Origin of the sequence: uncultured Tyzzerella sp. (assembly GCF_963558545.1) — a bacterium.
Lineage (GTDB): Bacteria > Bacillota > Clostridia > Lachnospirales > CAG-274 > Tyzzerella.
In genome coordinates this window covers 1-15,242 of the sequence record NZ_CAUWHO010000014.1, presented here as the reverse complement: position 1 = coordinate 15,242, position 15,242 = coordinate 1, and the positions used below count along the sequence as shown (strand labels likewise).

Genomic DNA, 15,242 nt, shown 5'->3' with positions numbered 1-15,242 from the left:
TTTATTTTTATATTTAATATTTATTTTTCAAAGATAACTTTATCTAATTTTATTGTTTTTAAAATTTCTATATCTTTAATTTCGCTTGTAGGTATTTTTAGTGGATTTTTTGATAAAATTACAAAGTTTGCTTGTTTACCTATTTTTATAGAACCTTTTATATCTTCTTCAAAATACTGATAGCTAGCATTAATAGTTACAGCTTTAATAGCATCAAGAGGAGTTATTATTTCATCTTTTCCAATAGATACACCGTCTTTTGTAATACGATTTGTAGCACACCATATAGTTTCTATCATATTTGGCATAATAACAGGTGCATCTTGATGTAGTGTATATATTATATTAAGGTCGCTAGAAGATTTTAACGGACTTATGTTATAAGCTCTTTCACCTAAATTTTTTATATGCACATCGCCCCAATAAAAAGTATGAGCTACAAAATAAGATGGTATTATATCAAGTTCTTTTACAAGAGGTAGTAAATCTTTTCTTAGCATTTGAGAATGTATCATAACAGGTCTAATGTTATTTTTACAGTTGGTTTCTTCTTTAGCTTGTTTATAGCATCTTATAAATTGTTCACAAGCAGCATCACCGTTACAATGTATTAACATTTGTACATTTTCTGTAATAGCTTTTTTAAAAAAGTTAGTTACTTGTGCATCTTCGTATATAGGGTAACCTTTATAGTCCTTTTCGTTTTCATATGGTTTTGTAAGCCAGGCAGTTTTACCTTGAGGGCTACCGTCTAAAAATGCTTTATATCCTAAAAGTTTAACACCGTTATTGTATTTTTTTAAATAGTCTTTTTCATTGTTTAATAAGTCAGGGTAATTTTTTATATCTACATAACCTATTATATCTATTATGCTATCTCCTAATTTTAGCATACCAAGTTCTTTTGGTGTTAAAAGTCCTTCTTGAGCTGTAGTTATACCATAGCTTGCGTAAATATTTTGGGCGTTGTTAATTAATTTTTTTATTTTATCACTGGTAGTTTTATAAACATTGGTACATCTTGATATAAAGGCATTTTCTTCTAAATATCCATTAGGTTCGTTAGTATTTCCAACACGTCCTATTTTCCCACCTGGTTTTTCTTTAGTGTTTTTATCTATATTAAATAAATCTAGCCCTTTTTGGTTTACTACTCCCATATGACCAGATGTGTGTGTAAGTAGAATTGGGTTTTCTATATTAATGGTATCTAACATAAATTTGTCTGGATGAGATTTTTCTTTTAGATTGTTATTATCATACCCAAAGCATATAATCCATTCATCTTTAGGGATATTATTATCTTTTGCAAATTTTAAAATTATATTTTTTATATCATCAAAGCTTTTAGCATTGTGGAGCTTAACTAATTCTGTTGTTAAAGCTAAGCTAGATAAATGGCTATGAGAGTCTAAAAATGCAGGAAGCATAGTAGCTCCATTTAGATTAATAAGATTTGCATCTTTATTATTTTTAATAAGGTTATCAAATGTATCTAAATCTTTTATAATACCATTTTCTACTAAAACTGCATCTGTATAAAGTGTATCTTCTAAAGTTATAATATCTCCACCAAAATATATAGTCTTATCCATAAAAGTACCTCCAAATTATTTATAATAGTATTACCTAATAATATTATACCATTAATTATACAATATATCATTATTTGTAATAAAATTATCTAAAAGATGTTTTTATAGCATTTTTTATAACAGTAGGGTCTTTTTTATAAGGTGTTACTGGGCATATTTTTTTACCTTTATATCCCATAAGCTCATATACGGCTATTCTTGCTGCTCTTACAGAGTATTCTTCTGTAAACACCATATCTTCTGGTATTTCTACAAATTGGCTAACAAAAGCTACATTTATAGAATTTTTAGGTACTACCTTAGGTCTATCTGACATTTTTCTTGGTTGAAATTGAGAGTCTATATAAGGCATCATACAAGGAATAACATTTACAATACTTTCTAATATTTCATCTTTTTCGCTTAAAAAATGTAGATGGTATAAAAGCTCCTCTAATATTTCTTTACCAGTACATTCTCTCATAGGTTTTTTTATATAATTACCTATTTTATCTGTATATAGCCCATAACCCCAAAATATAGTTGTATCCATAGGTTGCTTTTTAAAGTGAGGTTGAGCTGCAACAACTATGCTCATAAGCCAGTTTGAATCTTTAAAAGTCATTAAGGCTCCACTACCTGGTATATTACCAGAGAAGTTTTCTATCATTTTTAATAGTTTGTTTCCTTTCATAGTAACAGTAAAGCTTTCCCAGTTAGTTTCTTCTGGGTTATCAAAAAATGGTTCTGGATTGCCAAAGCCTTCTCTTTTTTTAGCTATTTTTTTCCAAAGCTCGCTAGACATAGGATTTTTAGGTTCATATTTTGGAGCAGTGTTAAAATCACCAAGGGTAGCATTGTCTGTCATACAACCATTTGTTATTATGCAAAGGTCTTTTTCTGTTAAATCAATTTGTTTTTCTGTATTATTTTCTTTTATATAAATAGTTTTTGCAATAGTTTTTTCTCCATCTTCAAAATCTATATCAACAACTGTTTGGTTTGTTCTAAAATCTACCCCTTTATCTTTTAAATATTTTTTTAAAGGAAGTATTACAGATTCATATTGGTTAAATCTAGTTCTAGTAACACCCTCTAATGTTTCTATCCTTGAAAATTCAAATATCATTCTTTCCATATATCTTTTAAATTCAAATAAACTAGACCATTTTTGAAAAGCAAATGTAGTTTGCCACATATACCAAAAGTTTGTTTCAAAAAAGTGAGGGGTATCTTTAAACCAATCTTCTATTGTAAGGTTATCTAAACTTTTTTCTGGTGTTTTCATAAGTTTTGCAAGAGCTAATCTATCACTATTGTTAAAGCCCATAGATTTTACATTTAATATATGCCCATCTTTATCGACAAGTCTTGCTTGAGCACAAGTTGGGTGGTGCTTATCAAAGTTTAAAATTTCTTCTGTAACACTAATGCCTTCTTGTTCTAATGAAGGAATAGTAGAAAATAGTTCCCAAAAGTTTTCGTATGTTTCTTCATTTAACATTCTACCACCACGACATAAAAATCCATTTTCTATATTTCCACTACCATCATTACTTCCACCTAGTATATGAAGTCCCTCTAATATATGAATATTTTTACCTGCCATTTTACAATCTCTTATAAGATAAGCAGCACCAGCTAAAGAGCCTATACCACCACCTACAAAATAAACTTCTCTATCTGTATTTAAAGGTAGATTTAATGTTTTGGTAGATTTATTTTTATCATAAGCTTTTTTAGCAATAGCACCTGTTATAACAGCCATACCAGTAAAACCTATTAATTTTGCTATTTGATTTTTATTTAATTTCATATATAAAACCTCTTTTCTATAATTTATTATTAAATTTTTTAAGATATATAAATATTGGCTAAGTTTAGTTTATACCTTTTAATATATTTTGTATTTATACAGTTATTTATACCTGTAAAAAATTTATACATATTAAAAAAGTGTCTAAATTCTTGTAAAAAATGTAATTTTAATTACTAGGAAAATGCTTTTATTTTATTTGACAAAGAATATTATTAATTATATAATAAATTAGGCTATTAAAAATAAAAAACTAGAAAGGCATAATATGAGTAATATAATAAATGGTACAGAAATAGCTAAAATTATTAAAGATGAAATAAAAAAAGATATAGAAAATTTACAAGGTAAAAAGCCTTGCCTTGCTGTTATTATATTGGGTAATGATGATGCAAGCCATATATATGTAAACAATAAAAATAAAGCTTGTGATTATGTAGGGATAAAAACAGATACATATTTTTTAGATGATAGTATATCAGAAGTTGAGCTTTTAAGTTTAATAGAAGAGCTAAACGACGATACTAGTGTAAATGGCATATTGGTACAATTACCTTTACCAAAGCATATAAATGAAAAAAATATACTTTTTAAAATAAACCCTTTAAAAGATGTAGACGGATTTCACCCTTATAACATAGGCTTGTTATCTACTAATAGTGCTACTTTAAAATCTTGTACACCTTCTGGTTGTATGGAGATTTTAAAAAGGTATAATGTAGAAATAAAAGGTAAAAATGCTCTTGTTATAGGTAGAAGTAATATTGTAGGTAAGCCTATATCTATGATGCTTTTAAATGAAGATGCAACGGTTACAACAGCACATACAAAAACTAAAGATTTAGAATATTTGACAAAACAAGCAGATATTATTATTGTTGCTATTGGCGTTGCTAATTTTTTAAAGCCACATATGGTAAAAGAGGGTGTTATCCTTATAGATGTTGGTATAAATAGGTTTGATGGCAAACTATGTGGAGATATAGATTTTAGTTGTAGCAATAAAGCTAGCCTTATTACGCCAGTACCTGGTGGTGTTGGGCCTATGACTATTACTATGCTTATGAAAAATTGCTTAATAGCATATAAAATACAAAATAATATAAATATAGAGGAGAATTAAATTGGATAATAAAGTTAAAATAGCTTTTGTATCTTTAGGGTGCGATAAAAACCTTATGGATAGTGAAATAATGCTTGGACTTATAAAAGAAGAAGGATATATTATAACAGAACAAGAAGAACAAGCTAATATAATAATAATAAATAGTTGTGGATTTAAAATAGACGCAAGCGAAGAAGGTATAGAAAATATATTAAGAGTGGCAGATTATAAACAAACAGGTAATTGTCAAGGTATAATAGTTACAGGGTGTATGGCTCAAAGATATAAAGAAGAAATATTTGATTCTTTACCAGAGGTAGATGCAGTAGTAGGTACTGGAGATTTTGAAAACATAGGTAATGTTATAAAAGAAATATTACAAGGGCATAAAAAAGTACAGCTTATAACAGATAATAATAAGGCTTTAGATGAAAAAAATTCTCTTAAAAGAGTAGTTACTACAACAGGTGGATTTGCTTATCTTAAAATAGCAGAGGGTTGTGATAAAAGATGTACATATTGTACTATACCATCTATAAGAGGAAAATTTAGAAGCCGTACCATAGAAAGTCTTATAGAAGAAGCTAAACTTTTAGCTAGCCAAGATGTTAAAGAAATTATACTTGTTGCACAAGATTCATCTCTATATGGTACAGATATATATGGTGAGAAAAAACTACCAGAGCTTTTAAGAAGATTATCAGAAATAGATGACATTAAATGGTTAAGAATTTTATATTGTTATCCAGAGCATATAGATGATGAGCTTATAGAAGAAATGGCAACTAATGATAAAGTATGTAAATATATAGATATGCCTATACAACACGCAGATGATAAAATATTAAAGCTTATGGGAAGAAGAAGTACAAGAGAAAAATTAGAAAATACTATATCAAAATTAAGAGAAAAAATGCCAGATATATGTATAAGAACTACATTTATAGTAGGCTTTCCAAATGAAACAGAAGAGGCATTTAAAAATCTTTATGAATTTACAGAAAAAATGAAATTTGATAGGCTTGGTATATTTACATATTCTAGAGAAGAAGGCACACCAGCTTACAATATGGATAATCAAATAGATGAAGATGTTAAAGAAGAAAGAAAAGAAAAACTTATGTTATTACAAAAAGACATTTCTTCTAGTATATGTAGGAAATTTATTGGTAGAACATTAGAAGTTATTGTAGAGGGTAAAATAGAGGGTGAAGACAATGTTTATTGTAGCAGAAGTTATAGAGATTGCTATGAGATAGACGGTTTTGTATTTTTTAAAGCACCAGAAGATATGGAGCTTATAGCAGGAGATTTTTATAATATAAAAATTACAGATGCCTATGAATACGACCTTATAGGAGAGATACAAATATAAAACTAGGGGGGTAATAATATGAACTTACCTAACAAACTTACTATTTTTAGAATAATATTAATACCATTTTTATTAATATTTATATTATTCGATTTTATACCACTAGACATACAAATAAGACGTTATATAGCTACAACAATATTTATAGTGGCATCGGTAACAGATGCTTTAGATGGATACATAGCAAGAAAATATAATCTTATAACAAATTTTGGTAAGTTTATGGACCCTCTTGCAGATAAATTATTAGTTACATCTACTATGATAGCTTTAATATCTATGGAAGATGCCATAGTACCATTAAAAGCTTGGGTTGTTATATTAATAATAGCTAGAGAGTTTTTTATGACAGGCTTTAGGACTATTGCTATGGAAAAAAATGTAGTTATAGCTGCTGGTAATTCTGGTAAACTAAAAACTATTTTTCAAATGATTATGATAATATTTTTACTATTAAATATTAACAATATCATATTTATATATATAAGCCATATTTTAATAGTTTTATCTGTAATTTTAACAATATATTCATTAATGGAATATTTTATAAAAAATAAAAATGTTTTAAAAGATTAATACTTATTTTTTAGGTTAAAATATATTTATAGTTAATATTAAAAAGAGGTGGTCTTATGAAAGCAGAAATTTTTTCTGTAGGAACGGAAATTTTATTAGGTGAAATATTAGATACAAATGCTAAATATATAGCAAGTGAGCTTGCTAATATGGGTATAGATGTTTTTTATAAAACGTCTATTGGAGATAATGAAAAAAGATTGTTAGATGCTATTGATATTGCTTATAAAAGGGCAGATATAATAATATCTACTGGTGGACTTGGCCCTACAGATGATGATTTGACAAAAGAAACTTTTGCAAAATACTTTAATAAAAAGCTAGTTACTCATAAAGAAAGCTTGGAAAATTTAAAATCATATTTTGTAGATGAAGATATGCCTTTATCAAATTTAAAACAAGCCGATTTACCAGAAAATGCAATAGTTTTAGTAAACGAAAATGGTACAGCATCTGGCTGTATTATAGAAGAAAAGAATAAAATAGCAGTTATTTTACCAGGACCACCAAAAGAATGTATACCTATGTTTAATAAACAGGTAAAGCCTATATTAGAAAAATATACAGATAAAGTGTTAGTATCTAAAAATCTTAATTTATGTGGTATAGGGGAGAGTAACGCATCTGAGATAATAAGAGATTTAATGCTTTCTTCTAAAAATCCTACCATAGCACCATATGCAGGTAATAATGAAATGAGATTTAGAATAACGGCAAGTGGGAAAACAAAAGAAGAAGCTCAAAATATTTTAAAGCCTACAGTTGATAAATTATATAGTATTTTTAATGAGTATATATATGGAGAAGATGATGATACATTACAAGAGGTTGTAGTAAATAAGCTTATAGAAAATAATATTACAATATCTACTGCCGAATCTTGTACAGGAGGTCTTTTAGCATCTAGCATAGTAAATGTAGCATCGGCATCTAAAGTGTTTTTAAATGGTGTTATATCATATTCTAATGAAAGCAAAGTATATGAGCTTAACGTGTGTAAAGAAGACTTAGAAAAATACGGTGCTGTTAGTGAGCAGGTGGCTATACAAATGGCAGAGGGTATTAGAAAAAAATCTAACACAACAATAGGTATATCTACAACAGGTATAGCAGGCCCAACAGGTGGAACAGATAAAAAACCAGTAGGACTTGTATATATAGCTATATCTATTGAAGGTAGAGATACTTTTTGTAAAAAGCTTATGTTAAAAGGTGATAGACAAAAAATAAGAGATAAAACAGTTCATATTTGTTTTAGTAATTTATTAAAATTAATATAAATATTAAAGGAGATTAAAAATGGCTGATAAAAAATCTAAAGATAGCGTTATGGATAATATAGCTAAAGGTAGAGAAACAGCACTTAAAAATGCCTTGGCTCAAATAGAAAAGCAATTTGGCAAAGGTGCTGTTATGAAGCTTGGAGAAACTAACAACAAAACAGTAGAAGTTATACCAACAGGGTCTTTAAGCTTAGATGTTGCCCTTGGTGCAGGTGGTGTGCCAAAAGGTAGAATTATAGAAATATTTGGGCCAGAATCTAGTGGGAAAACTACTGTTGCATTACATATGGTAGCAGAGGTGCAAAAAGCTGGTGGTATAGCAGGCTTTGTAGATGCAGAGCACGCATTGGACCCAGTTTATGCACAAAAAATAGGAGTTAATATAGACGAGCTTTATATATCACAACCAGATGATGGGGAGCAAGCTCTTGATATTACAGAAACTATGGTTCGTTCTGGTGCAATAGATATTATTATAGTAGACTCTGTTGCAGCTTTAGTGCCAAAATCAGAAATAGATGGAGTAATGGGAGATTCTCATATGGGTGTTCAAGCTAGGTTAATGAGCCAAGCACTTAGAAAACTTACAGCTATTACTGCTAAAAGTAAATGTATAGTAATATTTATAAACCAACTTAGAGAAAAAATAGGTATATCTTATGGTAGTCCAGAAACTACAACAGGTGGACGTGCATTAAAATTTTATGCAAGTGTTAGAATAGATATAAGAAAAGGTGAGCCTATTAAAAATGGCACAGATTTAATAGGTGCTAGGACAAAGGCAAAAATTGCTAAAAATAAGATAGCACCTCCTTTTAAAACAGCAGAATTTGATATTATTTATGGAGAGGGTATATCTCATATAGGAGATGTTTTAGACCTTGGTGCAGACCTTGGCATTGTTACAAAAGGTGGAGCTTGGTATTCTTATGAGGAAACAAGGTTAGGACAAGGTAGAGAAAATGCTAAAAAGTTTCTTTTAGAAAATCCACATTTATTAAGAACAATAGAAAATGCAGTTAGAAAGCATTATGAAATGCCAGAATTAGATGAAATAAAAGAAAGTATAGCAAATACAGAGGCAAAGCCTATAAATGATGAAGAAGTAGAAATGGCTATGGAAGATACAGAGTTTAAAGCAGATTTTAATGAAGAAGATGCCTTAGATTTTGAACTTTTAGATGAAAATTTAGAAGAAGATTTTCAGGATAATAATTTAGAAGAAGATTTTTAATTTAAAATATTAAAGTTATATTTTAATTTTAATAATAAATAATGCTATAGACTTTGTCTATAGCATTATTTATATAAAATTCTATATTTTTAATAAAACTTATAAAATTTATTATTAATTTTTATTTGCTTTTTTTCTAAGGTTAGAATCTAATATTTTTTTTCTTATTCTAAGATTTTCTGGTGTAACTTCTACAAGCTCATCATCTGTAATAAATTCTATACATTTTTCTAAGCTCATATTTATAGGAGGTGTTAATTTTAAAGCATCATCTGCACCAGAAGAACGTGTGTTAGTAAGTTGTTTCTTTTTACAAACATTTACCTCCATATCGCCACTTCTAGCATTTCTACCAACAACCATACCAGAATATACTTTTGTAGCAGGGCCTATAAATAAATCTCCACGTTCTTGAGCATTATAAAGACCATAAGTAACTGCCTCTCCAGATTCGAAGGCTACTAAAGAACCTTGAGGACGGCTTACTATTTCTCCTTTATATGGCTCGTAGTCATTAAATATTGTGTTTATTATACCATTACCTTTAGTATCTGTTAAAAACTCACTTCTATAGCCTATAAGACCTCTAGCTGGGATATTAAATTCTATTCTAGTATACCCACCTTTAGATGGAACCATATTTGTCATTTCACCTTTTCTTGCACCAAGCTTTTCTATAACATTTCCTACAAATTCTTCTGGTACATCTATTGTAGCTATTTCCATAGGTTCATAGCGTTTTCCGTCTATTTCTTTAAATAAAACTTCTGGACGAGATACTTGAAATTCGTATCCCTCTCTACGCATAGTTTCTATTAATATAGACAAATGGAGTTCTCCACGTCCACTTACTTTAAATGAATCGGCGCTTTCTGTATCTTCTACCCTAAGGCTTACATCTGTGTTTAACTCTTTTTGTAATCTATCCCTTAAATGCCTACTTGTAACAAATTTCCCTTCCATACCAGCAAATGGACTATCATTTACAGAAAAAGTCATAGCTATTGTAGGTTCTGATATTTTATTAACTTCTATAGGTTGTGGATTTTCTACACAAGCAATAGTATCTCCTATTTGTATATCTGGTATACCACTAACTGCTACAATAGAGCCTACTGTAGAGGATTTTACTTCTACTCTTTCAAGGCCTTCGTACTCGTAAAGTTTATTTATTTTTACTTTATAATTTTTTTCTGGGTCATTAAAGTTTACAACACAAGCATCTTGGTTTACTTTTATAGTACCATTTTCTACTTTACCAATGCCTATTCTACCTACGTATTCGTTATAGTCAATAGTAGTAACAAGCATTTGCACACCTGCCTCCATATCTCCTTGTGGAGCTGGTATATAGTCTATTATTGTATCAAAAAGGCATTTCATATCTTCTGCTTCCATAGCTTTGTCTGCTTCCATAGCTGCTTTACCAGCTTTTGCAGATGCAAATACAAAAGGTGCATCAAGTTGTTCGTCTGTTGCATCAAGCTCTATAAAAAGCTCTAATATTTCATCTATAACTTCATCTGGCCTTGCCTCTGGCTTATCTATTTTATTTACACAAACAACAACTGGTAATTTTAAAGATAGAGCATTTTTTAATACAAATTTTGTTTGTGGCATAGCACCTTCATAAGCATCTACTACTAGCACAACGCCATCTACCATTTTTAAAACACGTTCAACTTCTCCACCAAAGTCTGCGTGTCCTGGTGTGTCTACAATATTTATCTTTTTATCTTCGTAATATACTGATGTGTTTTTAGAAAGTATAGTAATACCTCTTTCTCTTTCTATATCTCCAGAGTCCATTACTCTCTCTCTAATTACTTGGTTAGACCTAAAAGTACCACTTTGTTTTAAAAGCTCATCAACAAGTGTAGTTTTACCGTGGTCTACGTGAGCTATAATAGCTATATTTCTTACATCTTCTCGTTTGTTCACAATTTTTTCCTACTCTCTAATAAATTTATTCAAATTATTTTAACATAAAAGGTTTATATTTTCAAGATAACTACTAAAAAATATTGATTATCACATAAAAAAAGCTAGGTATACCTAGCCTAAAAGATAGCGGAAGAGGGATTTGAACCCACGACACCACGGGTATGAACCGTGTGCTCTAGCCAACTGAGCTATTCCGCCGTATTTAATAAAATGGGAACAACAGGGCTCGAACCTGTGACCCCTTGCTTGTAAGGCAAGTGCTCTCCCAGCTGAGCTATGCTCCCACAGATAGCGGAAGAGGGATTTGAACCCCCGACACCACGGGTATGAACCGTGTGCTCTAGCCAACTGAGCTATTCCGCCATATTTAGTAAAAGTGGGAACAACAGGGCTCGAACCTGTGACCCCCTGCTTGTAAGGCAGGTGCTCTCCCAGCTGAGCTATGCTCCCACAGTATCGTTAATGGGAACAACAGGGCTCGAACCTGTGACCCCTTGCTTGTAAGGCAAGTGCTCTCCCAGCTGAGCTATGCTCCCACATCTAACGACAAAATATATTATAACAACATATTAATATAATGTCAAGTATTTTATAAAAATATTTTAATATTTATAAAATTATTGACATTAGTAAAAATAGATGTTATTATATATTTAGCTAATTAGTTAAATATATAATAACAAGGTGGTGGATATGATTAAATATGAGTAAAATTTTTAAAGCACTTAGCGATGAAACTAGGAGAGAGATTTTAAAGCTATTAAGAGAAAAAGACCTTACAGCTGGAGAAATATCTGAAAATTTTAATATGTCTAAGCCTTCTATATCTAAACATCTTGATGTATTAAAAGAGGCAGGTCTTATATCTTATGAAAAAAAGGGACAGTTTATTATTTATTCTCTTAATACTTCTGTTTTACAAGAAGTATTAGGTAGATTTTTAGATTTTTTTAATTAGAAAGGAGATTTTTATTATGGATAAAACTAAAAATACTATTTGGATATTTACATTTATTATTTTAATTTCTAGTTTTGCAATAGATAATACAATAATAAAATTATCTTGTATAATTGGTTCTGTTGTTGTGATAGTAGGTATTATTTATAAAAACGCAACAGAAATTACTAATCTATCTAAAGATAATATAAAAATAAAAACTTTAAGAAATGTTGTTATAATGACTTTATTGTTTTTATTTTTGATAATTTTTACTATTTGTTTTACAGAAATTTCAAATAAGCTATCTGAAAATATAGTTTTAACAATAATAACTATTTTTTTTATATATTTTGGTAATATATCCCCTAAAATACCTTGTAACAGATATGTAGGCTTTAGGTTACCTTGGACTGTTAATGATGAAGAAACTTGGAGATATGCACATAGACTTTTAGGATATTTATCTTTTCCTGCAGCTATTATTATGTTTTTAACTGGGTTTTATTACAATTTAAAGGTTGGTATATTTTTAGGAGTTTTTATAATAGTTGTTATTCCTGGTATACTATCTTATAGATTTTACAAAAATTTATATAAAGTTTAAAATATAAGTCATATCTTAATTGTATTTAATAAAAATAGGGTATAGATAAATAGCTTGTCTATACCCTGTTTTTATTTATTATTTAAGTTATAAATTAATTTTTATATTAAAAAGGTAAATATTTTTATTATTTTCTTTTTACTGTATATCCACAATAATCTAAAACTAGCTCACAAAACATAGCATTAGCCCAAGAGAACCATTCTCTAGTAAATTCTTCTGGATTATTTACATTAAAGCCTTCGTGCATTAAGTTTGTATTGCCATCAGTAGCTTTCATTAAATCGATAATTTGTTTTTTATATTCTTTATCACTACTTGTTAAACCTTGCATAGCTAAAGAGATATGCCAAATGTAGTTTATAGGAGTGTGAGGGCTACCAATACCTTTAGCTTTTTCTCCTTCATAATAGTAAGGGTTACCATTACCTAAGATAAAATCTCTTGTATTTTTATAAGTTTGGTCATTTTCATCTCTATATCCAATGTATGGTATAGAAAGTAAGCTAGGTAAGTTTGCATCGTCCATAAGGTTGTATTGGCCAAATCCGTCTACTTCATAAGCATACATTCTGCCGTATTTATAATGTTCTATTACACCATAAGTTTCTATAGCATCTTCTATTTCTTTAGCAAGGTTAATACTTTCTTCTGCTAATTTTTCATCTTTAAGAATTTCTAAAGCTATTTCGTTTAAGTATTTTAACACTACAACAGCAAACATATTAGAAGGGATTAAATAACCATATTGACAAGCATCATCGCTAGGTCTAAATCCAGACCAAGTTAAACCTATGTTAGATTTAACTAAAGCACCTTTACCATCTCTAGAAAGGGTATCTGTATAGTAACAATCTTTTCTAACAAAAGAATAAGGAGAGTTTTCTTCGTGGTTTTGTTCTGTTTTCCAAACTTCAATAATTTTGTAAGCAGCTTCTTTAAATGTATCATCAAAGTGAGATGTTTTGCCTGTGTTTTTCCAAAGAAGATAAGACATTTGAAGAGGGAAGCAAAGAGAATCTATCTCATATTTTCTTTCCCAAATCCAACCAGACATTTCTGTAATATCTTTTTCCCAACAGCTACCATTGTCTGCCTCGTTAAAAGCATTAGCATAAGGGTCTAATAAGATATATTTCATTTGACGTTTTACTAAACCTTCAATAAGATTAGCAATTTCTTCATCTTTTTCAGCTAAAAAATAGTATGGTCTTAACTGACATACAGAATCTCTTAGCCACATAGCAGGTATATCCCCAGTTATTACATAAGTAGTACCATCGTCCATTTTTTTTACAGTAGTATCTAATGTATTTGTGTAGCAGTTTTCAAACATAGTTTTTAATTTGTCGTCATTGCCTAATTTTTCATAAACGTCTTTTAGTAAATTTTCCATAGATTGAGGTAATTGTTTTTTCATAAGTAATTCTCCTAATGTAAATATTTTATAAATTTAATTATTTTAATTTTTATAATAAAGGTATAGCTTAATATTATATAATATAAGAAATACCTATTTTTTAATTAGTATAAGAAAATGATTATCTTGAAAGCATAGCAGCACCTATTAAGCCAGCATCGTTACCAAGAGTAGCTATGTCTATAATAGTTTGCAAATCGCTTCCAAAAACTTTTTTAGAAACTTTTTCTTTTAAAGGTGTTGTTAATTTTTCACCTTGTTTAGATATTCCACCACTAAGAAGCAGTACTTCTGGCTTAAATATATTAATAAGGTTAGCAACACCAACTGCTAAATATTCTATATAGTCATCAACTAATTTTATAGCAACATTATCTTTTTGGTCTTTTGCATCAAAAACAACTTTTGCTGTCATATTTTCAAGGTTATTATTTGTTAAAGAGTTTAAAAGAGATGATGGATTTTCTTTAGCAGCTTTTTTAGCATCTCTAATAAGAGCAGAAGCAGAAGCATAAGCCTCTAGGCAACCTTTGTTTCCACAAGTACAAGGCTCGCCATTGTGTACAATAGTTTGGTGTCCAAGCTCTGCACCACCAGCATAAAAACCAGAATATATTTTATGGTTAATGATTATCCCACCACCAACGCCAGTACCTAATGTAAGAATAATTAAGTCGCTATGACCTTTACCAGCACCAGCAACAAGCTCACCAAGAGCAGCACAATCGGCATCGTTAGCAAAAAAGAATGGTATGTCCATATTTACTTTTTTACATAGGTTTTGCATATAAGAGCCAACATTAAAATCTTTCATAGGAATATTGTTAGAGTAGTTTATAATACCTTTTTTACTATCAATCTCTCCAGGTATACCCATACCTACGCCTTTTAAAGATGTGCTATCTAGCTTAAATTCTTCTATTATTATTTGGCACATATCAATAATATCATCAAATATTTCTTCTGTTTTTCTAGTAGTTAATGTAGGTCTAGTGTAAGACTTTACAATGTTACCTTCGCTATCTACAAGGCCAACAACTATATTTGTACCACCTAGGTCTACGCCTATGTATTTCATTTAATCACTCTCCTAAAATAAATTGTGTTATATAAGCATATTATAATGTAATTATAAAAGACTGTAAAGACTAATATTTTAAATTCAGTATAAAAATAATTATAATAAATTAAGTAAAAATGAAAATTTGTGTATAATAATTTTTATTTTTTGAATAATCAAAAAATTATTATATATATTGTAAAATATGTAAATAAAGTGTATAATGTAGGTTGCTTATGTAATCTATAAAATTATTATTAATATATTTCAATATATTTTAATATTTAAAAATAGCTTAAATAAATAGTTGT

General features: G+C 29.2%; 12 protein-coding genes and 5 tRNA genes. 7 read left to right on the top strand and 10 right to left on the bottom strand.

Annotation, left to right across the window (positions count from 1 at the left end; translation table 11 throughout):
- Positions 1 to 20: 20 nt before the first annotated feature.
- Together R5Z65_RS03510 and R5Z65_RS03505 are read right to left on the bottom strand one after the other, a co-directional pair.
- Positions 21 to 1,595 (bottom strand): amidohydrolase, encoded by a 1,575-nt coding sequence (locus tag R5Z65_RS03510; protein WP_317367093.1) that lies wholly within the window; start codon positions 1,593 to 1,595, stop codon positions 21 to 23.
- 85 nt (positions 1,596 to 1,680) lie between these two features.
- Positions 1,681 to 3,390 (bottom strand): oleate hydratase, encoded by a 1,710-nt coding sequence (locus R5Z65_RS03505; RefSeq protein WP_317367091.1) that lies wholly within the window; start codon positions 3,388 to 3,390, stop codon positions 1,681 to 1,683.
- A 268-nt stretch (positions 3,391 to 3,658) separates the two neighbouring features.
- On the opposite strand from R5Z65_RS03505, the gene folD reads away from it, so the two are divergent.
- The 5 genes from folD to recA are packed head-to-tail and all read left to right on the top strand — an operon-like array spanning position 3,659 to position 8,963.
- Positions 3,659 to 4,513: a bifunctional methylenetetrahydrofolate dehydrogenase/methenyltetrahydrofolate cyclohydrolase FolD gene (gene folD, locus R5Z65_RS03500; protein ID WP_317367089.1), complete on the top strand. Its 855-nt coding sequence runs from the start codon at positions 3,659 to 3,661 to the stop codon at positions 4,511 to 4,513.
- Position 4,514: 1 nt separating this feature from the next.
- A complete protein-coding gene (gene rimO / locus R5Z65_RS03495; protein ID WP_317367088.1) occupies positions 4,515 to 5,870 on the top strand; it encodes a 30S ribosomal protein S12 methylthiotransferase RimO in 1,356 nt (451 codons plus the stop codon).
- 18 nt (positions 5,871 to 5,888) lie between these two features.
- Positions 5,889 to 6,446 carry a CDP-diacylglycerol--glycerol-3-phosphate 3-phosphatidyltransferase gene (pgsA, locus tag R5Z65_RS03490; protein WP_317367087.1) on the top strand — a complete coding sequence of 186 codons (558 nt, stop codon included), beginning with the start codon at positions 5,889 to 5,891 and terminating at the stop codon, positions 6,444 to 6,446.
- A gap of 56 nt (positions 6,447 to 6,502) precedes the next feature.
- On the top strand, positions 6,503 to 7,726 hold the full coding sequence (locus R5Z65_RS03485) for a competence/damage-inducible protein A (protein ID WP_317367086.1): 1,224 nt from the start codon (positions 6,503 to 6,505) through the stop codon (positions 7,724 to 7,726).
- A 19-nt stretch (positions 7,727 to 7,745) separates the two neighbouring features.
- The gene (gene recA, locus R5Z65_RS03480; RefSeq protein WP_317367085.1) at positions 7,746 to 8,963 is read left to right on the top strand and encodes a recombinase RecA; all 1,218 of its coding nucleotides are present in this window, start codon (positions 7,746 to 7,748) and stop codon (positions 8,961 to 8,963) included.
- A gap of 114 nt (positions 8,964 to 9,077) precedes the next feature.
- Here the strand turns inward: recA and typA are convergent, their stop codons facing one another.
- The 6 genes from typA to R5Z65_RS03450 all read right to left on the bottom strand — a co-directional run bounded on the left by typA (position 9,078) and on the right by R5Z65_RS03450 (position 11,443).
- Entirely contained in the window at positions 9,078 to 10,907 is a 1,830-nt protein-coding gene (typA, locus tag R5Z65_RS03475; protein WP_317367127.1) for a translational GTPase TypA, read from the bottom strand.
- A gap of 124 nt (positions 10,908 to 11,031) precedes the next feature.
- A tRNA-Met gene (locus tag R5Z65_RS03470) sits at positions 11,032 to 11,105 on the bottom strand.
- Between the two features lie 13 nt (positions 11,106 to 11,118).
- A tRNA-Val gene (locus tag R5Z65_RS03465) sits at positions 11,119 to 11,191 on the bottom strand.
- A gap of 5 nt (positions 11,192 to 11,196) precedes the next feature.
- A tRNA-Met gene (locus R5Z65_RS03460) sits at positions 11,197 to 11,270 on the bottom strand.
- 14 nt (positions 11,271 to 11,284) lie between these two features.
- A tRNA-Val gene (locus R5Z65_RS03455) sits at positions 11,285 to 11,357 on the bottom strand.
- A 13-nt stretch (positions 11,358 to 11,370) separates the two neighbouring features.
- Positions 11,371 to 11,443 (bottom strand) — tRNA-Val (locus R5Z65_RS03450).
- 167 nt (positions 11,444 to 11,610) lie between these two features.
- On the opposite strand from R5Z65_RS03450, the gene R5Z65_RS03445 reads away from it, so the two are divergent.
- Complete coding sequence (locus tag R5Z65_RS03445; RefSeq protein ID WP_317367084.1) at positions 11,611 to 11,865, top strand: autorepressor SdpR family transcription factor; 255 nt, start codon at positions 11,611 to 11,613, stop codon at positions 11,863 to 11,865.
- Positions 11,866 to 11,881: 16 nt separating this feature from the next.
- Positions 11,882 to 12,451 carry an SdpI family protein gene (locus tag R5Z65_RS03440; RefSeq protein ID WP_317367083.1) on the top strand — a complete coding sequence of 190 codons (570 nt, stop codon included), beginning with the start codon at positions 11,882 to 11,884 and terminating at the stop codon, positions 12,449 to 12,451.
- A 127-nt stretch (positions 12,452 to 12,578) separates the two neighbouring features.
- On the opposite strand, the gene R5Z65_RS03435 is transcribed toward R5Z65_RS03440, so the two are convergent.
- Complete coding sequence (locus R5Z65_RS03435) at positions 12,579 to 13,871, bottom strand: glycoside hydrolase family 125 protein (RefSeq protein ID WP_317367082.1); 1,293 nt, start codon at positions 13,869 to 13,871, stop codon at positions 12,579 to 12,581.
- A 121-nt stretch (positions 13,872 to 13,992) separates the two neighbouring features.
- Positions 13,993 to 14,949 carry an ROK family protein gene (locus R5Z65_RS03430; RefSeq protein ID WP_317367081.1) on the bottom strand — a complete coding sequence of 319 codons (957 nt, stop codon included), beginning with the start codon at positions 14,947 to 14,949 and terminating at the stop codon, positions 13,993 to 13,995.
- Positions 14,950 to 15,242: the final 293 nt, after the last annotated feature.